This window comes from Allomuricauda sp. F6463D (assembly GCF_023015965.1).
Taxonomy (GTDB): domain Bacteria; phylum Bacteroidota; class Bacteroidia; order Flavobacteriales; family Flavobacteriaceae; genus Flagellimonas.
On sequence record NZ_JALKAN010000003.1, the window covers coordinates 171,505 to 189,118 of the forward strand.

At 40.8% G+C, this 17,614-nt stretch carries 19 protein-coding genes; 11 read left to right on the forward strand and 8 right to left on the reverse strand.

Annotated elements, in window-relative coordinates:
- Position 1: 1 nt before the first annotated feature.
- The 7 genes from MWU56_RS14450 (at position 2) to MWU56_RS14480 (ending at position 6,167) form a co-directional block, all read left to right on the forward strand.
- On the forward strand, positions 2–1,252 hold the full coding sequence (locus tag MWU56_RS14450) for an NADH:ubiquinone reductase (Na(+)-transporting) subunit B (protein WP_247045543.1): 1,251 nt from the start codon (positions 2–4) through the stop codon (positions 1,250–1,252).
- 2 nt (positions 1,253–1,254) lie between these two features.
- Positions 1,255–2,004, forward strand: a complete 750-nt coding sequence (locus tag MWU56_RS14455) for a Na(+)-translocating NADH-quinone reductase subunit C (RefSeq protein WP_247045545.1) — start codon at positions 1,255–1,257, stop codon at positions 2,002–2,004.
- A gap of 1 nt (position 2,005) precedes the next feature.
- On the forward strand, positions 2,006–2,653 hold the full coding sequence (locus MWU56_RS14460; RefSeq protein ID WP_247045547.1) for an NADH:ubiquinone reductase (Na(+)-transporting) subunit D: 648 nt from the start codon (positions 2,006–2,008) through the stop codon (positions 2,651–2,653).
- 11 nt (positions 2,654–2,664) lie between these two features.
- Entirely contained in the window at positions 2,665–3,405 is a 741-nt protein-coding gene (gene nqrE, locus MWU56_RS14465) for an NADH:ubiquinone reductase (Na(+)-transporting) subunit E (RefSeq protein WP_247045549.1), read from the forward strand.
- A gap of 2 nt (positions 3,406–3,407) precedes the next feature.
- Positions 3,408–4,715, forward strand: coding sequence for an NADH:ubiquinone reductase (Na(+)-transporting) subunit F (gene nqrF / locus MWU56_RS14470; RefSeq protein ID WP_247045551.1), 1,308 nt, complete (start codon positions 3,408–3,410; stop codon positions 4,713–4,715).
- A gap of 87 nt (positions 4,716–4,802) precedes the next feature.
- Positions 4,803–5,162 (forward strand): Na(+)-translocating NADH-quinone reductase subunit F, encoded by a 360-nt coding sequence (locus tag MWU56_RS14475; RefSeq protein ID WP_247045757.1) that lies wholly within the window; start codon positions 4,803–4,805, stop codon positions 5,160–5,162.
- The gene (locus MWU56_RS14480; RefSeq protein ID WP_247045553.1) at positions 5,163–6,167 is read left to right on the forward strand and encodes an FAD:protein FMN transferase; all 1,005 of its coding nucleotides are present in this window, start codon (positions 5,163–5,165) and stop codon (positions 6,165–6,167) included.
- Here MWU56_RS14480 and MWU56_RS14485 read toward each other — a convergent pair whose 3' ends face one another.
- From MWU56_RS14485 to gpmI, 3 genes are all read right to left on the reverse strand, one after another.
- On the reverse strand, positions 6,168–6,932 hold the full coding sequence (locus MWU56_RS14485) for a class I SAM-dependent methyltransferase (RefSeq protein ID WP_247045555.1): 765 nt from the start codon (positions 6,930–6,932) through the stop codon (positions 6,168–6,170).
- Positions 6,933–7,040: 108 nt separating this feature from the next.
- Positions 7,041–7,859, reverse strand: a complete 819-nt coding sequence (map, locus tag MWU56_RS14490) for a type I methionyl aminopeptidase (RefSeq protein ID WP_247045557.1) — start codon at positions 7,857–7,859, stop codon at positions 7,041–7,043.
- Between the two features lie 45 nt (positions 7,860–7,904).
- Entirely contained in the window at positions 7,905–9,422 is a 1,518-nt protein-coding gene (gpmI, locus tag MWU56_RS14495; protein WP_247045560.1) for a 2,3-bisphosphoglycerate-independent phosphoglycerate mutase, read from the reverse strand.
- Between the two features lie 208 nt (positions 9,423–9,630).
- Here gpmI and MWU56_RS14500 point away from each other — a divergent pair, with 208 nt between their 5' ends.
- Positions 9,631–10,026, forward strand: coding sequence for an ankyrin repeat domain-containing protein (locus MWU56_RS14500; protein ID WP_247045563.1), 396 nt, complete (start codon positions 9,631–9,633; stop codon positions 10,024–10,026).
- A gap of 103 nt (positions 10,027–10,129) precedes the next feature.
- Here the strand turns inward: MWU56_RS14500 and MWU56_RS16635 are convergent, their stop codons facing one another.
- From MWU56_RS16635 to MWU56_RS14520, 5 genes are all read right to left on the reverse strand, one after another.
- The gene (locus tag MWU56_RS16635; RefSeq protein ID WP_317236555.1) at positions 10,130–10,297 is read right to left on the reverse strand and encodes a DUF6747 family protein; all 168 of its coding nucleotides are present in this window, start codon (positions 10,295–10,297) and stop codon (positions 10,130–10,132) included.
- 115 nt (positions 10,298–10,412) lie between these two features.
- A complete protein-coding gene (locus MWU56_RS14505) occupies positions 10,413–11,177 on the reverse strand; it encodes a M48 family metalloprotease (protein WP_247045564.1) in 765 nt (254 codons plus the stop codon).
- Between the two features lie 38 nt (positions 11,178–11,215).
- The gene (locus MWU56_RS14510; RefSeq protein WP_247045566.1) at positions 11,216–11,950 is read right to left on the reverse strand and encodes a M15 family metallopeptidase; all 735 of its coding nucleotides are present in this window, start codon (positions 11,948–11,950) and stop codon (positions 11,216–11,218) included.
- Between the two features lie 79 nt (positions 11,951–12,029).
- Positions 12,030–13,202 (reverse strand): gliding motility-associated C-terminal domain-containing protein, encoded by a 1,173-nt coding sequence (locus MWU56_RS14515; protein ID WP_247045568.1) that lies wholly within the window; start codon positions 13,200–13,202, stop codon positions 12,030–12,032.
- Between the two features lie 2 nt (positions 13,203–13,204).
- Entirely contained in the window at positions 13,205–15,175 is a 1,971-nt protein-coding gene (locus tag MWU56_RS14520; RefSeq protein ID WP_247045570.1) for a bZIP transcription factor, read from the reverse strand.
- Positions 15,176–15,388: 213 nt separating this feature from the next.
- Between MWU56_RS14520 and MWU56_RS14525 the strand changes: the two genes are divergently transcribed.
- From MWU56_RS14525 to MWU56_RS14535, 3 genes are all read left to right on the forward strand, one after another.
- Positions 15,389–16,126: a hypothetical protein gene (locus MWU56_RS14525; RefSeq protein WP_247045572.1), complete on the forward strand. Its 738-nt coding sequence runs from the start codon at positions 15,389–15,391 to the stop codon at positions 16,124–16,126.
- Positions 16,126–16,923: a carboxypeptidase-like regulatory domain-containing protein gene (locus tag MWU56_RS14530; protein ID WP_247045574.1), complete on the forward strand. Its 798-nt coding sequence runs from the start codon at positions 16,126–16,128 to the stop codon at positions 16,921–16,923. Before MWU56_RS14525 ends, MWU56_RS14530 begins: the two co-directional genes overlap by 1 nt.
- 131 nt (positions 16,924–17,054) lie before the next feature.
- Positions 17,055–17,564 (forward strand): DUF6702 family protein, encoded by a 510-nt coding sequence (locus MWU56_RS14535; protein WP_317236556.1) that lies wholly within the window; start codon positions 17,055–17,057, stop codon positions 17,562–17,564.
- Positions 17,565–17,614 lie beyond the last annotated feature (50 nt).

Below are 17,614 nucleotides of genomic sequence, written 5' to 3' on the forward strand. Positions count from 1 at the left end.
TATGGGCATGAAAGATAAATTACATCAGCTAAAACTTAAGTATCAGGGCAAAAAAATGGCCCCTGCTTTTAATGCACTGCACACATTTCTTTATACACCTAACGAAACCACTCATTCTGGGTCTCATGTTCGTGCTGCGGATGATTTAAAACGTACCATGAACACGGTGATATTGGCCTTGGTTCCATGTCTGTTGTTCGGTATGTTCAATACGGGCTACCAACACTTTTCTGCGATTAATGGGTTTCCGGAGAATTTCTCCCTAATGGAGCATTTTTTGACATGGGATAACCTATGGGTTGGACTTGTAACAGTGTTACCATTGGTAATAGTTTCCTACGGAGTTGGTCTGGCTATCGAATTTTTATTCGCAGTAAATAAAGGACACGAGGTAGAAGAAGGGTATTTGGTGACCGGGATGCTGGTTCCACTAATTGTTCCTGTAGATACACCACTTTGGATGTTGGCCATAGCGGTTGCTTTTGGGGTTGTTATTGGTAAAGAAGTATTTGGTGGTACCGGAATGAATATTTTAAATCCAGCCTTGACGATTCGTGCCTTCTTGTTTTTTGCATATCCAACGTGGATGAGTGGAGACAAAGTTTGGGTACACGAAGCAGTGGAAAGAGCTGGAACGGCAGATGCCATCTCTGGGGAGACAGTGCTTGGATCCTTGGCTCAAGGCTCCGATTATAGTTATTCGCTGGCCGATATGTTCTATGGGTTTATTCCAGGCTCGATTGGTGAAACATCTACCTTATTAATACTATTGGGAGGACTTTTCTTGGTTTTCACTAAAATAGCCTCTTGGAGAATTATGGTAAGTGCCGTTGTAGGTGCTTTGGTCATGGGGCTTATATTTAATGGTGTTGTTAATGCAGGTTGGTTACCAGAATATAGTAAGTTCTACACCTTAATGAGTTTTCCTTACTGGCAGCATTTATTGGTAGGAGGTTTGGCCTTTGGTATTGTTTTTATGGCTACAGACCCCGTTACAGGATCGCAGACCAATAAAGGGAAATGGTATTATGGATTTTTTATTGGATTCTTATCCGTTATGATCAGGGTCTTTAATCCAGGGTATCCAGAAGGTGTGTTCTTGGCCATCTTATTGATGAACGTTTTTGCACCTACCATTGATCACTACGTGTTAAAAGGTAACATTAAAAAGAGATTGAAACGATTTAAGACCGCAACCATATATCCAAAAGCTTCGGATGAGGTTGATACACTAAAAACGGAAACAGCTTAATTATGGCAATCAATACAGAGAAAAATAGCTATACGATCATTTTCGCAGTCTTAATGGTTGTTGTTGTGGGATCGCTACTTGCTTTCGTTGCATCTGGCCTTAAGCCCATGATTGATGAGAACGAACGCTTTGAAAAGCAACAGAACATTCTTTATGCCATGGGAGTCAATGAAAACGAAGGAGATGGAGACGTTTCATTTATACCGACTACCGATGTGGAGAGTGAATTTTCTAAATACATTACACAACAGTTGGTTTGGGACGGTTCCGAAGCAACTGAAAAGGAAAATGCATACTTGATCGATGTACAGAAAGCATTGGCCGCGGCCAAAGCAGGAGGTAAAGCCGAACTTCCTCTATTGATCGGTGAAAAGGATGGTGAAAAATTTTATATCATTCCCATGTACGGTAAAGGACTTTGGGATGCTATTTGGGGATACCTTTCTGTTGGTGAAAATATGGAAATCAAAGGTGTCTTTTTTGATCACAAAGGAGAAACGCCCGGGCTAGGTTCAAACATCAACCAACGCTTCTTTATGGATGATTTCGAAGGAGAACTGGTCGTTAGAGGCAATACTTATGTAGGTGTTGAAGTGGCAAAAGGAAACAATGATCCTTTGAACAACGACAAAGAAGATTATCAAGTAGATGCTTTGGCAGGTGCCACCATTACTGGAAATGGGATATCCGCAATGATTAAAGAGAGCCTTGAGCTTTACAAACCTTATTTAGAAACTATTAGAACCAATTAATATGGCGCTACTATCAAAAAAAGATGCAAATCTGATAAAAGACCCTTTGGGAGACAATAACCCGATTACCATTCAGGTATTGGGAATTTGTTCAGCATTGGCAATTACGGCAGAACTAAAAGCTTCTGTGGTAATGGCAATATCCGTGTTGTTTGTAATGGGTGTCGGTAATGTCGTGATTTCACTTATACGTAATATAATCCCATCAAAAATTAGGATTATTGTACAGCTCGTTGTAGTGGCAGCCTTGGTGATAATTGTAGATCAAGTGTTGAAGGCATTTGCTTATGACCTTAGTAAAACCTTATCAGTATTTATCGGGCTTATCATTACCAACTGTATTATTATGGGGCGTTTTGAGGCATTTGCTCTTGGAAACGGTCCGCGTAGGGCTTTTCTCGATGGAATAGGAAACGCACTGGGCTATGGGGTGATTTTGGTAATCGTTGGTTTCTTTAGGGAACTGTTGGGGTCTGGTACACTTTTCGGTATTAAAGTATTGGGTGATCCAATCGCAAAAACTGGATTGTATGCCATAGGATATGAAAACAATGGTTTTATGATTATTCCTCCAGCAGCATTGATTGTTGTGGGAATTATTATTTGGGTACAACGCTCCAGAAATAGAGCATTAATTGAAGAAGCATAAAATAAGAAAGCATGTTAGAGCATTTAGAATTATTTTTTAGATCAATCTTCATAGACAACATGGTGTTTGCGGTCTTTTTGGGAATGTGTTCCTATTTGGCCGTATCCAAAAGAGTGACCACTGCTGTAGGTTTAGGTGCTGCCGTAATATTCGTATTGGGTGTTACCGTACCATTAAACTGGTTGTTGGATAAATATTTGTTACAGGACGGAGCTTTAGTTTGGCTAGGCCCTGAATACGCTGATTATGACCTTAGTTTTCTATCATTTATCCTGTTTATCGCAACTATTGCAACAATGGTTCAGCTAGTAGAGATCGTAGTTGAAAAGTTTTCCCCGTCCCTGTATAACTCACTAGGTATTTTCTTGCCTTTGATCGCTGTAAACTGTGCGATCCTTGGTGGTTCCCTTTTTATGCAAGCAAGGGAAATTCCAAATATTGGATTGGCCTTAAATTATGGTATAAGCTCAGGTATAGGATGGTTCTTGGCGATTTTGGCCATCGCAGCCATTCGAGAAAAGATTAGATATTCCAATGTGCCAGCTCCATTGCGAGGCTTGGGGATAACATTTATAATCACAGGTTTAATGGGAATTGGATTCCAAAGCTTTGGTGGTATGCTCACAGGAGACAACGATCCGCCAGAAGAAATTCAAAATACTACTGTTGAAACCAAAGAAGAAAAAGAATTAAAAAAGGAGATTGAAGCTAAAAAAGAAACAATCTCTTATAACGAAGCCATAAACAAATAAAGATGATATTAGCCGCAAGTACCGGAGGTACCATTATAATTACAGTTGTAGCATTTCTTGTTTTGTTGCTAGCTCTAGTGGCACTTTTATTGTTCACTAAAGAAAAATTGTCCCCATCCGGACCTGTAACGATTACCATAAATGGTGAAAAAGAAATGGAAGTGAGTTCCGGAGGTTCTTTGCTTACAACTCTAGGTAACCAAAAAATATTCTTGCCGTCTGCATGTGGTGGAGGTGGAACTTGTATCCAATGCGAATGTCACGTGTTATCCGGTGGTGGTGAGGCATTGCCTACAGAAACCCCACACTTTTCCAAGAAAGAATTACAAGAAGGAGCACGATTGGCCTGTCAAGTTAAGGTCAAGCAAGACATGGATATCACCATTCCAGAAGAGGTTTTTGGTATCAAAAAATGGGATGCCAAAGTTGTGCGTAACTATAACGTAGCGTCTTTTATCAAGGAATTTGTAGTTGAAATTCCAGAGGATATGAACTACAAAGCCGGAGGATATATCCAAATAGAGATACCGCCATGTGAGGTAAAGTATTCAGATATAGATATTACGGCACACCCAGAAGAACACGAAACTCCAGACAAATTTCAAGCGGAGTGGGATAAGTTTAACTTGTGGCCGTTGGTGATGAAAAACCCTGAAACTGTGGAGAGAGCCTATTCCATGGCTTCTTACCCAGCAGAAGGAAGAGAAATCATGCTTAACGTTCGTATTGCGACCCCACCATGGGATCGTAACAAAAACGGATGGATGGATGTGAACCCGGGTATTGCCTCATCTTATATATTTAGTTTGAAAGAAGGTGATCCAGTAACTATTTCCGGTCCATTTGGTGAATTTTTCATCAACGAATCCGAATCAGAAATGTTATATGTTGGTGGTGGTGCAGGAATGGCTCCAATGCGTTCCCACTTATACCATTTGTTCAGAACATTAAAAACTAATAGAAAAGTTACCTATTGGTACGGTGGACGTTCCAAAAGAGAATTGTTCTACATTGACCATTTTAAACAATTGGAAAAAGAGTTTCCTAACTTTAAATTCTATTTGGCACTTTCAGAGCCGATGGAAGAGGACAATTGGAAAGTCAAGGAAAGTATTGATGATGAGGGGGATGGTTTTGTTGGATTTATTCATAATTGCGTAATCGATAATTATTTGAACCATCATGAAGCTCCAGAAGATATTGAACTCTATTTCTGTGGTCCACCATTGATGAACAAAGCTGTTCAAAAAATGGGAGAAGACTTTGGTATTCCAGATGAGAATATCAGGTTTGATGATTTTGGAGGTTAAAAACAAACCATCATTATCACCTCGAGCATTGTCGAGAGGTATAAATAAAACCAACCGATGCTCTCAGCATCGGTTTTTTTGTTGTTTATGAGAAGAGAGCTTACAGAACAGGAATTGCATAACCTCGCCATGAACATTGTTGGTCGTGAGTTGGAGGCCAATGGTTTTGAATTTATGGCCATCAATAGCAAGCTCAAAAAAAATCCACAATATGTATGCCTAAAGGATAAGGTGCTACATTTTATTGTGGTGCGTAATATTGAGTTTCCTTTAAATCCAAAGAACTATGATGATGGGCTCATGGAGACTGTTAAGCAACATGCTGAAAAGTTTGAAGCAAGAACTTATTTTGCGGGAGTTGGTCTTTCCAATGCATCGGACAGAACCGAGCCCTTGTATTTGGATGAAGAATATATAGTGGATTATCAAGGTTTAATTGAGATATAGATGCGGGGCAAAGTGTTGTTAATAGGATGGGTAGTACTTTTTTTAAACTGTACACCCAAGGAGCAGGTTAAAAATCAAATACGTGGAAATGCACTTGGCACCACATATTCAATCATTTATATTGCAGATGACGAACTGGATTATAAAAAGGAGATAGACTCTGTCTTTCAAGTGTTGAACCACTCCATGTCCACGTATATACCCTCTTCGGATATATCCAAAATTAACGATGGTGATTCCACCATAGTTGTCGATGGGATGTTTAAAGAAGTTTTTGGTATTTCTAGCACAGTTTACAATGCCTCCGATGGCTATTTTGACCCCACTGTTGGTGTTTTGGCCAATGCATGGGGTTTTGGTCCAGGCAAACAAATTGAACTGGATAGCCTCCGTGTGGATAGCTTATTGGCTTATGTAGGGTGGGAAAAGGTCAAATTGAACCAAAATAATACCATCACTAAGACACATGGCTCTATTCGTTTTGATTTTAATGCCGTTGCAAAGGGGTATGCCATTGATCGATTGGGTGCTATGCTCGAAGAAAAGGGCATCAAAAATTATTTGGTTGAAATAGGTGGTGAAATACTGGCAAAGGGAACTAATATAAACTCTGGTAAGCCTTGGTCTGTGGGAATAGATGATCCGCAAGTAAGTACCGGTCGCCAACTAAAACAGATTGTTTCCTTAAAGGATATGGCCATGGCCTCATCTGGTAATTATCGAAAGTTCCGGGTGGATTCCAAAACCGGGGAAAAGTACGTGCATACCATAAACCCAAAAACAGGATATACCAAAAACTCAAATGTTTTGGCAACAAGCGTAGTGGCAAAAACTTGTGCGGTTGCAGATGCGTATGCCACAACGTTTATGGTAATGGATTTGGAAGACACCAAACAATTGCTCGCTAAACATGATGAGTTGGAGGCTTATATCATCCATTTGGATAAAAATGGGGATGTCCAAGAGTTTTTTACTCCCGGATTCAAGGCTTTGATCCAGAAGTGATTATTTTCTTACCAAAGGAATAATTTCTCCTTTCGCTAAACGGTATTTGTCAACGTTTTCTATGGATAGCATTTTGGTGTAATCCACCTCTTCGACGGTGAATCCTATGCTTCGTAGTTTATCAAAGTAATCTCTGCCATAGATGCGGACATGATCGTACTGGCCAAAAATACGTGCACGTTCTTTTTTGTCAGTAATAGAATCGTCCTCAAAGGTTTTTTCCCTTGCCAAATCTTGTGGGATTTGAAAAATCCCCCAGCCTCCAGGTTTCATCACACGATACAATTCTTGCATGGCCTTAGTGTCGTCAGGGATGTGTTCCAGCACATGGTTGCACAAGATCACATCAAAAGCATTGTCCGCAAAGGGTAACTTGCATATATCTGCTTTTACGTCGGCTAAAGGAGAATTTAGATCAGTAGTAGTGTATTCTAAGTTCTTTAGCTTTTTAAAGCGATTGTAAAACGCCTGTTCTGGCGCAAAGTGAAGTAGTTTTATAGGTTTCTTAAAGAATTCCGTTTCATTATTTATATAGAGCCATAGCAATCGATGCCTTTCCAGGGACAAGGTGGATGGGGAAAGCACATTCTCTCTTGGATTCTCGTAACCGTAAGGTAGAAAGCTTCTAAAAGATTTGCCATCAATTGGATCTGTAAACTTGTTTCCCTTTAGGGAAAAAGCAATCAATGGGCGTATCCAATAGCTTAACCGAATAAGTATAGGCCTAGGAATTAGATTGAGGAAGTATTTAAATATTTTTGACACGAATCACATGAATTATCACGAATGCTAACAAATGCTGAAATCTCTTTTCCATAGGTGATTCATATTTGTAAAATTGTGTATTGGCGTCAATATAAAGATTACTGACAATTAAAGCACCAATTTCTTGCTGCGGAACTCATCTTCTTCGTCGCTGGTTACGCCTAACGCTTCATAAATATATTGGAATGTGGACAGTAATTCCGGTTTTCCGTCCACCAAGGCCACATCGTGCTCAAAGTGGGCACTGGGTTTCCCATCGGCGGTTAGTATGGTCCAGCCATCTTTAAGTTGTTTTATGCGCTTGGTTCCCATATTTATCATGGGCTCAATCGCCACAACCATTCCATTGATAAACTTTTTACCTCTACCTCTTTTGCCATAGTTTGGCATTTGTGGGTCTTCATGCAGTTCCCTGCCCAAGCCGTGGCCAACCAATTCCCGAACCACACCGTAACCATGGTCTTCAGTATATTTTTGAATGGCATAGCCAACATCGCCAACGCGATTGCCCAGTTTAAGTTCTCGAATACCTATATAAAGCGACTCTTTGGTTACCCGAAGTAATTTTTTTGTTTCCTCTTCAACCTCGCCAACCTCGAAAGTGTAAGCATGGTCGCCATGGAAACCATTTTTAACGGCGCCACAGTCTACGGATATAATATCACCTTCCTTTAGAAGTTCATTTCCCGGTATTCCATGAACCACTTGTGCGTTTGGACTCCAGTTCAAGGTGTTTGGAAAATCGTACATACCCAAAAAACCTGGAACGGCTCCTTGTTCGCGAATATATTCCTCGGCCATTTTATCCAATTTTAATGGATTTGCACCGGGCTTTATTTCCTTGGCCAACATGCCCAAAGTTCTGGAAACGACCAAAGCACTTTCGCGCATTAACTCAATCTCCTCTTCTGTTTTTACGTGAATCATAGCGGCAAAGATAAATTGAATCTATCGATTTAGAAACATCTTTGATTATACCAATGGTTTTTGGGTCATCAAATCAGGTTGTGGAACTCCCAATAATTTTAGGATGGTAGGGGCAATATCGCCCAAAACACCACTCTTTATTTCTTTGATATCCTCATCCACTAAGATAAGAGGAACCGGGTTTGTGGTATGTGCAGTATTCGGACTTCCATCTGGGTTGACCATGGTGTCACAGTTACCATGATCTGCAATCACTATGGTGGAATAGCCATTTTCCAATCCTGCTGTAATAACATCTTTTGCACATTGGTCCACAGTTTCACAAGCTTTGATTGCAGCTTCCATTACACCGGTATGCCCAACCATGTCGGGATTGGCAAAATTTAGACAAACAAAATCCACTTCGCCTTTTTTCAGTTCGGGAATAATGGAGTCTCGGATTTCGTATGCACTCATTTCTGGTTGCAAATCGTATGTAGCCACTTTGGGAGATGGACAAAGAATACGCTGTTCGCCATCAAAAGGTTCCTCACGACCTCCGTTGAAGAAAAAGGTAACGTGCGGATACTTTTCCGTTTCCGCAATCCGAATTTGTTTTTTGCCATTTTTGGCAAGTGTTTCACCTAGAGTATCCTTAATATTTTCTTTATTGAATATGATTTTAATTCCTTTGAAAGAATCATCATAATTTGTCATGGTAACGTAATACAGGTCCAGCTTGTGCATGTTTTGTTCATGGAAATCCTGCTGACTCAAGGCTTGGGTGAGTTCTCGGCCACGATCTGTCCTGAAATTGAAAAATACAATAACGTCTCCGTCTTTTATGGTGGCAATTGGTTCGTTGGCTGCATCTGTTAATACCAAAGGTTTGATAAATTCGTCCGTAACGCCATCATCATAACTTTTTTGCATGGCCTTGCCAATATCTTTAATTTTTTCTCCAGCAGCATTGACCATTACGTCATAAGCTGTTTTTACGCGTTCCCAACGTTTGTCACGGTCCATGGCGTAGTACCTACCAACAACCGTGGCCAATTTGGTTTTTTTATCAGAACAATAATTGCTAAGGTCCACTAAAAACCCTTTTCCGCTTCTTGGGTCAACATCCCTACCATCGGTAAAGGCATGTACATACGATTGTTCCACACCACTTTCATCGGCAGCTTTGATCAATGCTTTTAGATGATTGATATGGCTGTGCACCCCACCATCACTAACCAAGCCTAAAAAGTGGATTGGTTTATTGTTCGATTTGGCATGGGCAAAAGCCTCTTTTAAGACCTTCTCGTTTTTTAAGGTGTCCTCTTTAACCGCTTTGTTTATTTTGGCAAGATCTTGATATACTATTCTTCCAGCACCAAGGTTCATATGCCCCACCTCACTATTTCCCATCTGCCCTTCAGGAAGACCGACGTTCATTCCATCGGTGTATAGATCGGCATCGGGATACTTTGTATATAAGGAATCAATAAATGGCGTATGTGCTTTTTCTATGGCCGAAACCTTTGGGTCAGGGGATTTGCCCCAACCGTCCAAAATCATGAGAATTACCTTTTTGTTCATAGCTAAAGATTGTATTGCAAAAGTAAAATGATCTGATTGGATGCCCTAGTTTTTCTTTAAAATTGTGATTATGGAGTTGTTAATAATATTGCGTTAAAATTGAATTATTGTTAAAATTTAGTTATTTAAATGTTAACCCTGTAACATCTTTGAATTTGAGAAGTCTACTTTAATAACAAGTAAATTCATTAATCAAAAACAAATCATCATGAAAAAAACAATCTTTACAGTGGCCATGCTTTGCATGTTTGCCCTAAGCGGTATTTCTGCCAACGAGTTGAAATCCATTGAAAGGGAAGCAAAAACCGAGATGGTTTCCCCAGAAGACCTAAGCGCTTTTTGCAAAGCAGTAATGCAAGGGGATGTAGATACCGTGAAAAAATTTATCGAACTTGGAGAGGATGTCAACCAAAAATCTTTGGGCAAGGCTCCTATTCACTATGCGGCCCGGTACAATAAGGCCGAAGTCTTAAAGGTGCTTATCGCTAATGGCGCAGACCTTAAAAAACGTTGCGATGGAGGTATGACCGCAATGAAATATGCAAAACTTTCCAATGCCACGGACGCTCAGGCCGTATTGGAATCCGCTATGAAAAGAAAATAAAAGAGGAGTTTATTCGTCCAAGAAAAAGGGGTCATCCAATTTGGATGACCCCTTTGCTCATTTTACATATTTAGTGTCCTTGCAAAAGAGTGTTTCTCGCGGCTTAAAATTCAAAGCCAGTAAAAGCCCTGTATAAAAATGCGTAAACGGCCAATAAAAACATGGCCGCGCAAAATATAGAGTACCCTTTCAAAAAAAGTACTACAAAGCTAGGTCTGCAATCGTCAAATGCCTCTAAATAGAGATCTTTAAAATGTACTAGTGTTCCCATGTGTTCTCTCTTTTTTCAGCATAAATGATTAAGAGAGTTTACAAGTAGGATTTGGGTTTACTCAAAGGTACAGAAATATTGCCAACCCCCTTTTTTTATCGTTGAACAGCAAATACTATCGACCTGAATATTTTTGAATGGCTTCCTTGATTCTGTCTATCCTGTTCTCGGGGTCGGGATGGGTGCTCTGAAACTCGGGAACCCTGTTGGGTCCTGCTGCAGATTTAAGAATTTTCATAACCTCAATCATTTCATTGGGGTCGTACCCGGATTCAATCATAAACAATACGCCGAGCTCATCACTTTCCAATTCATCACCTCTTCCATTTTTAAGTAAGGTGTTTTGTCCGATACCAGCCACAACATTTCCCATGTCCACACCCACAGAAGCTCCTGTTGCCAAAGTCTGCCAAAAATTACTATCGGCAATACGTTCAGCCGAATGCCTACCGATCACATGTCCTATTTCATGACCCAATACACCGGCCAATTGTGGTTCGTTGAGTTGTGAAAAGAGGGCATAGGTAATAAAAATCTGCCCACCCGGCAATGCAAATGCGTTAATGGTCCGGTCGTCCGCCAAAAGATGAAATTCGTATTGGTACGGTGTTTCCTGGGCCACGCTACTTGTTACCAGTTTATTGCCAATGGCATCCACCAAGTTTTGCAAACGTTCATCCGGATATAGGCCTCCATGTTGTTGAGCCATTTCGGGCGCACTTTGTAGACCAATGGCAATCTCTTGCTCGGTGGTCATATTTATATTCTGGGTACGGCCCGTATATGGGTTCTCCTCTTGGTTGCTGCACCTGCGTACAAAGGCAAAGGCTACTATGGCCAGACCAATAAGAATGCGTATCCTCCAACTTCCTCTTCTCATGGGTTAGTGTTCTTGTTAGTTAAGATACAAAAAAACTGTTATAGAAGTGCTGGGTTTATGTCCAGAATATTGTCCTGTATGTAGGTTTTTATAAAGCCTGTTGTAAAATGTTCACTGCCCAAAAACGCTTCTTTTTGCAATAGCTTTAACATATTGAGTTTACGATAGGCGGTGAGCATTGGAATGGAGATTGGGGCATAACTGTAGTGCCAAGGCTCGTATTTGAACCCTCTCCTTCTAGGGTCGTTGTTGTACACTAGGTAAAAATCATAGTTTTCGGAGTTCTCATCCATCCATAATTTAAGGTCTTGGTATGGACCTCCCTCTTCAAATTTTTCAGTGACCAATACGTCGCCAGAGGCCTGTGGATAACCATCGATAATATCAATATCGGTGCCCCAATGGTGCCTGCTGGTTCCGGGTATGGTGGAATATTCTACGATCTTGTCGAAGGCGTCCAACGGCTGCATGCCTTCATCGTCGGTATATCGAAGGTATTTTCGTTCCCATATGCTTTCTTGTCTGTAAAAATCTCTGTAACTGGAAACGATCTTTATGTCAATGCCATCCGAATAAGCTGCTTTTTTCATTGCTAAAAAGGACTCATGCGCTTCTTTCCTCAGGTTTATACCTTCTCCGAAAAGTTCAATATCCACTTTGCCCATGAGCTCGGCGGTTGAATATTCCAGATCATAAAAGTTTGGAAAAATAGGAGGGATGGTGCAGGCCAATCCCGTAGCGGAAGCATTTTTAATAAAAGTCCTTCTTTTCATAAAATGAATTTTGCCCCCAAGTTAAGAAGTATTTTTAATTCGGAACTTATGTATTGTAACAGAGGTGTTGGATTGTGCGCTAGCGATCCAAGAACAGAAAGCCAGAATATTCCAGTTCCAGGTCGTTCAAGGTAACGAGGTAAAAATATACGCCTTCGGGTAGGCCGATTCCTTGATTGGTGATCAAAGTGCCAGTATTGGCAATTCCATTGAACTCGTTGGTATAGTTTATTTTTTCAAAAACCTTTTGTCCATATCGGTTAAAAATGCGGACACTGTTGTTGGGCGATTCCTCCAAACCGTCTATGACCCAAAAATCGTTGGTGCCATCGCCATTGGGGCTCAGAAAGTATTTGCCCAAGGTTGGATTGTCCACGGCAAAGGTATCGGTAGCAAGTGGTACGGTTCCAAATGTGATAGCAGCATAATCGCTGGGTACAAATGTCTCCGAGGTTATAAAACCATTGTTAATATCCCCACTAAATGCTGAATTGCCAAGAATGACCCATTCGTTGTCTGCCTTGCTCCAACCTACCACAATGATGGATTCTGCGGTGGCGTTCGGAATGGATTCCAAAGCACTGCGTGTATTCCAACTAATGGTAACCTGAGCCGGAGCATCGCTTTGTAAGATCCAAAATTCGCGGTCGGATACCGTGCCAATTTCATTTACCTTTTGGTTGGTATCAAAACCTTCCAATACGGAAGAAGGACTTGAAGGGTCCTCAAAAAGATAGGCGCAGATAGCCAATGGCGTAGTGCTTTCCGACAAAAGAATCAGTGGCCTAAGCTGATCTTGGTCACCCACAGGAAACGAAAATACATCGCTGTTGTTGACTGCGGCAAAACCGGTTACCTTGGAGATATTACTCTCCCCTGTAAGTAAACCCTGGTCCATAAAGTTGAGATACACCGCTTGGTAATTTAGAGGAGTCAAAAAATCACCGTCGATAAAATGGGTATCGTTCCGCACTGAGACGGGTACTTGTAAAAAAACATTGTTATTGTTAAGGGTAAAAATCTCCGTGTTCCACAGCGTAGGTGAAACACCTCCAGAAACCTGTATGGGACCATTACCATAAAACCCTACCAACCCATTGGTTGGTTCAAAAGCGGCATTGTTGATGAAATTGGTATGCAAACCAATGTTTGCACTTTGGTGTATTTGTAGGTTGCCTCCATTGTATAAGCCGCTCTGGGCCACAGCTAAGCTGACCGACAACAAAAATGCTATGTGGAGGAGGGTTTTCAAGGTTAGTTGTTTGATTTATTCAATAACAGAGCCTTGATTTTTGCCAAATCTTCTTTTATGGAGTCCAATTCTTTGGTTAGATTTTGATTTTCGGATTGAAGTTGCTCAATTTTCTTTTCTTGTTCTATGGTATGGAGAAAGAGTTCTTCAATTTTTTCAAGCTGAGCCATTGATGATTCAGTTAAAAAATATTTACCTTGAGTTTTAACTTGATGAGCTGATTTTATACCGGGTAAGTGGTTATTTTCTTTAATAAAGGATTCGATCTCATCTAAACTTCTAAATTTATAATCATTATTTAAACTAGAATACCCATTAAAATATTTTTGAAATACGAAGTCAGGGGTTAAGTCTATAAAATCTCCTGTTGTGGTAACATCACTTGTAAATACAGGATTAATTTTACTTCCGTCAATTGCGGCACCTGCAGCTATTTGACTATTTGTAATAACACCAGGGGCGATTGAATTACTATTTATAGGTCCCGTTACATCACCAGCTAAATTTGTTGTTGAGATTACGTTTGAAGGATCAATATTAATACCTAAACCGGCGGAGTAAGTGGTGTCATCGTCACCGTCATCGATGTCCGCTGGGATCCCTGTAATTGATGCCCAATCGGGTGCGATGTTTGCATTGTCTACGGAAAACGTGTTTCCGGTTAGCGATAGGCCTAAACCGGCGGAGTAAGTGGTGTCATCATCACCGTCATCGATGTCCGCTGGGATCCCCGTAATTGATGTCCAATCGGGTGCGATGTTTGCATTGTCTACGGAAAACGTGTTTCCGGTTAGCGATAGGCCTAAACCGGCGGAGTAAGTGGTGTCATCGTCACCGTCATCGATGTCGGCTGGGATCCCTGTAATTGATGCCCAATCGGGTGCAATGTTTGCATTGTCTACGGAAAACGTGTTTCCGGTTAGCGATAGGCCTAAACCGGCGGAGTAAGTGGTGTCATCGTCACCGTCATTGATGTCCGCTGGGATCCCTGTAATTGATGCCCAATCGGGTGCGATGTTTGCATTGTCTACGGAAAACGTGTTTCCGGTTAGCGATAGGCCTAAACCGGCGGAGTAAGTAGTGTCATCGTCACCGTCATCGATGTCCGCTGGGATCCCTGTTATTGTTGTCCAATCAGGAGCAATATTGGCATTGTCAACCTCTAATGATCCATCTGGAGCTTGACTAAGTCCTGTGCCAGCCACACTTGCGTCTATTTTGTCGGAAGTAACGGCGTCATTAGCCAGTTCTGCCGTATCAATGCCTCCATCTGTAACATCCAACGTATAGGGGTCACCCTCAATACCAGCACCTAATCGTTCCAAAGTTGAATCAAAAGGCCCTACTACTTCGTTCCCTACAATACTGTCTAGTTGGGTGCTCAATAGGTCGGATTGGTTAACAAAGTTCCATGTGCTGCCATTCCACATAAACATATCGCCATTTTGGGATGCAGGTAGAAATTTGTCCTTGTTTATTGTTCCGTCTACGATATGACGATTGACAATTACTCCGCTTTGTATATCATCTCCGTTCACACCACCGGTAACAATGTTGGCAGAGTTGATCTGTCCTACCTCAAAATTGTAATTGATACTGCCATCTGGGTTCTCAACTTCGGAAATAACAACGGTGTTGTCAATTGCCTGTGGGTTTATTGTACTTAAATAATCTGCTCGGGTACTTACCGTAAACGAGTTGTCCAGTTCGTCGCAAATATTGATCCATTCCGTTCCGTCGTAGTAATGCAGGCAATCTTGGTCGGTATTGTATGCCAATGCACCGCGCAGTGGGTTGATCACATTCATTTGAGCATCGGTTAGGCGGGTAATCACCAATACACGTGAGGTACTTTCCAGTTCCAGTACAGAAGCGGAATTTAAGTTCTGTGGATTATCACCGATTTTTACCTGTCCGTACAGCGTATTGATCATGAGTAGGCCCATGATCATGTAGATAATTGAAGTTTTCACAGTGTTTGTTATTTGAGGATTTCCAAACGTAAAAAAACAAAACTAATCTTATGTTTGATTTATTATAATAAATACCGTCAAAACACCTAATTCAAAGGTGAATGGAATTCCCTTTGGTATATTTGCGGACACAGAATTAACAAAAGTTTAGAACGTCTTAATTTTTTATATCCTTGTCAAGGGTTTTCTTTAACTTATATTAAACACCAAATAATGAAAAATACATTCTTGATATTGTTCTCTTTGCTTATTACCGGCTGGGCCTCGGCACAGGATTCCCGCCAAATGCTAAGGGGCAAGGTACTGTACCGGAGTACCAACGTGCCCAATGAGAACGTTATCAACTCCACCAGTGGAGAAGCTACCATTACCGACGACAACGGGGAGTTCATCATAGCGGTGAGAGAAGGAGATCAGGTGGTGTTTACCGCGGTGAACTATCAATTGGAGGTAATTATAATTAGTCCGGAAATTCTTGCCAATAACCGTCTTGTGGTCGAGGTGACCGAAAAAGTACGGGAATTGGACGAAGTGGTCGTGACTCCGGAAGATCAGGAACGTTTTCTTCAAGTAAAGAACGAAGATTTTAAAGAATTTGAATACGGTATTGATCGGGGGTCCGAAGTGGAAAATGTAGCGAGTTCAAGAATTACGCGGGGCATGAAGGATGGAATCAATTTTGTAAACATTTTTAAGGCCTTGTTTAAATCGCAAGAAGCCAACGGACAACAAAGACCAGCGCTAAAAGTGAGCGAAGTGCTCCGACATGTGTACGATGATGAGTTTTTTGTGGTAGACCTTAGGTTGCCCCAAGATAAAATAGATGCTTTTCTTTTGTACTGTGATGATAAAATACCTTCGCAGACCATACTCCGAAAAGAGAACGAGTTCCAGTTGATTGATTTTTTGGTTACCCAGAGTAAAGAATATTTGGCAACCTTGGATGAGTAATGAAAAAGTGCTTTCTCGCATTGGTCAGTTTTTTGGTCGCTCAAGGGGCTTTTGCCCAAGAGGGGGATGCCAAAATGCTCCAGGGAAAGGTTACCAGTACAGATAAGGACGTTATTGGTGTAGTGGTGCAGAACATCACAACAAAAGATGCCGTTATTACCGATTTGGAAGGTAACTTCGCTATCAATGCCCATGTTAATGATACTTTGGTGTTCTCCGCAGTGCATTTTTTAAAGAAGATTTTGCCGGTTACTTCATCCTTATATCAATCCAATTTTTTTGAAGTGCCCATGCAAGAATTTGTAAATCAATTAAGGGAAGTTGTGGTACGCCCTTATGATTTAAGTGGGGATTTGAGCCGTGATGTGGATAAGGTCACCTTGGAAAAGGATGTGAGCGCAGAAGCTTTGCAATTGCCAAATGCCCACCAACGGGTACCCACACAAAGCGAAAGAAAGTTGCAAGAAGCATCATCTGGTATGTATTCTATTGGTAATCCCTTAAGTGTAGGATTAAACCCGATAATCAATGCCATAACGGGTCGCACAAAAATGTTGAAAAACAGAGTGAAAGTGGATAAAAACTACGTTCAAACCCAGCAGGTGCAAGGCTATTATGCGGATTCACTTTTTGTAACCACCTTAAAAATCCCTATGGACAAAATAGATGATTTTATGTATTTCTGCGAAGTTGATAAAATATTTCAGGCTGCAGTGGCATCCCGGGATAAATTACGGATATGGGACGTAATGATGAACAAAAGTAGGGCCTATCGTGAGAACAACAACTTGGATTGATTTTCTCAGGCGTCAGAAACCAGAAGTCATTTAACTTACATCCAAAAAAATAGTTGGGCAAGTACATTGTAGAAAAAGTGATAAAACTGTAACATTGCCGTACAATTAAAGACTCACACCATATGAGGAACATGAAAAAAGCAAAAATCATACTGTTGCCTTTGGCAATACTTCTGTTTTTGTCTTTCACATCCCTGCATAAATTCTACGTAAGCGTTACCAATATTGAGTATGCAGCGGAAGACAATGCTTTTCAGATTACCAGTCGGGTTTTTATTGATGACCTCGACAGGCTTCTCTTAGAACGCTATGGTGTCGAGGCTAAATTGGCTACGCCAAATGAATCTAAATTGGCCGATATGTATATCGAGAAATATTTTCGATCTAAATTTATGGTAGCGTTCGATGGCAAACAGGTACCCTATACTTTTTTGGGCAAAAGATATGATACTGATGTGGTGATATGCTATATGGAAATTTCCGATGTGTCCTTATCGGAAATAAAAACAATGTCCGTGCAAAATGAGGTGCTCACCGATTTGTTTGATGAGCAACAGAACGTGGTCCATGTAAAATGGAACGGTAACAAAAAGAGTTTTGTGCTTATCAAAGAGAACAATAAAGGAATGTTAAACTTGTGACATATTCTTAACATTTGGTTAAAATATGTTATTTTTCACCGTTATAAAAT

Coding starts and splice junctions, on each gene's coding strand:
- MWU56_RS14450 (WP_247045543.1), top strand. CDS start 2: ATGGGCATGAAAGATAAATTACATCAGCTAAAACTTAAGTATCAGGGC.
- MWU56_RS14455 (WP_247045545.1), top strand. CDS start 1,255: ATGGCAATCAATACAGAGAAAAATAGCTATACGATCATTTTCGCAGTC.
- MWU56_RS14460 (WP_247045547.1), top strand. CDS start 2,006: ATGGCGCTACTATCAAAAAAAGATGCAAATCTGATAAAAGACCCTTTG.
- nqrE (WP_247045549.1), top strand. CDS start 2,665: ATGTTAGAGCATTTAGAATTATTTTTTAGATCAATCTTCATAGACAAC.
- nqrF (WP_247045551.1), top strand. CDS start 3,408: ATGATATTAGCCGCAAGTACCGGAGGTACCATTATAATTACAGTTGTA.
- MWU56_RS14475 (WP_247045757.1), top strand. CDS start 4,803: ATGAGAAGAGAGCTTACAGAACAGGAATTGCATAACCTCGCCATGAAC.
- MWU56_RS14480 (WP_247045553.1), top strand. CDS start 5,163: ATGCGGGGCAAAGTGTTGTTAATAGGATGGGTAGTACTTTTTTTAAAC.
- map (WP_247045557.1), bottom strand. CDS start 7,859: ATGATTCACGTAAAAACAGAAGAGGAGATTGAGTTAATGCGCGAAAGT.
- gpmI (WP_247045560.1), bottom strand. CDS start 9,422: ATGAACAAAAAGGTAATTCTCATGATTTTGGACGGTTGGGGCAAATCC.
- MWU56_RS14500 (WP_247045563.1), top strand. CDS start 9,631: ATGAAAAAAACAATCTTTACAGTGGCCATGCTTTGCATGTTTGCCCTA.
- MWU56_RS16635 (WP_317236555.1), bottom strand. CDS start 10,297: ATGGGAACACTAGTACATTTTAAAGATCTCTATTTAGAGGCATTTGAC.
- MWU56_RS14505 (WP_247045564.1), bottom strand. CDS start 11,177: ATGAGAAGAGGAAGTTGGAGGATACGCATTCTTATTGGTCTGGCCATA.
- MWU56_RS14510 (WP_247045566.1), bottom strand. CDS start 11,950: ATGAAAAGAAGGACTTTTATTAAAAATGCTTCCGCTACGGGATTGGCC.
- MWU56_RS14525 (WP_247045572.1), top strand. CDS start 15,389: ATGAAAAATACATTCTTGATATTGTTCTCTTTGCTTATTACCGGCTGG.
- MWU56_RS14530 (WP_247045574.1), top strand. CDS start 16,126: ATGAAAAAGTGCTTTCTCGCATTGGTCAGTTTTTTGGTCGCTCAAGGG.
- MWU56_RS14535 (WP_317236556.1), top strand. CDS start 17,055: ATGAAAAAAGCAAAAATCATACTGTTGCCTTTGGCAATACTTCTGTTT.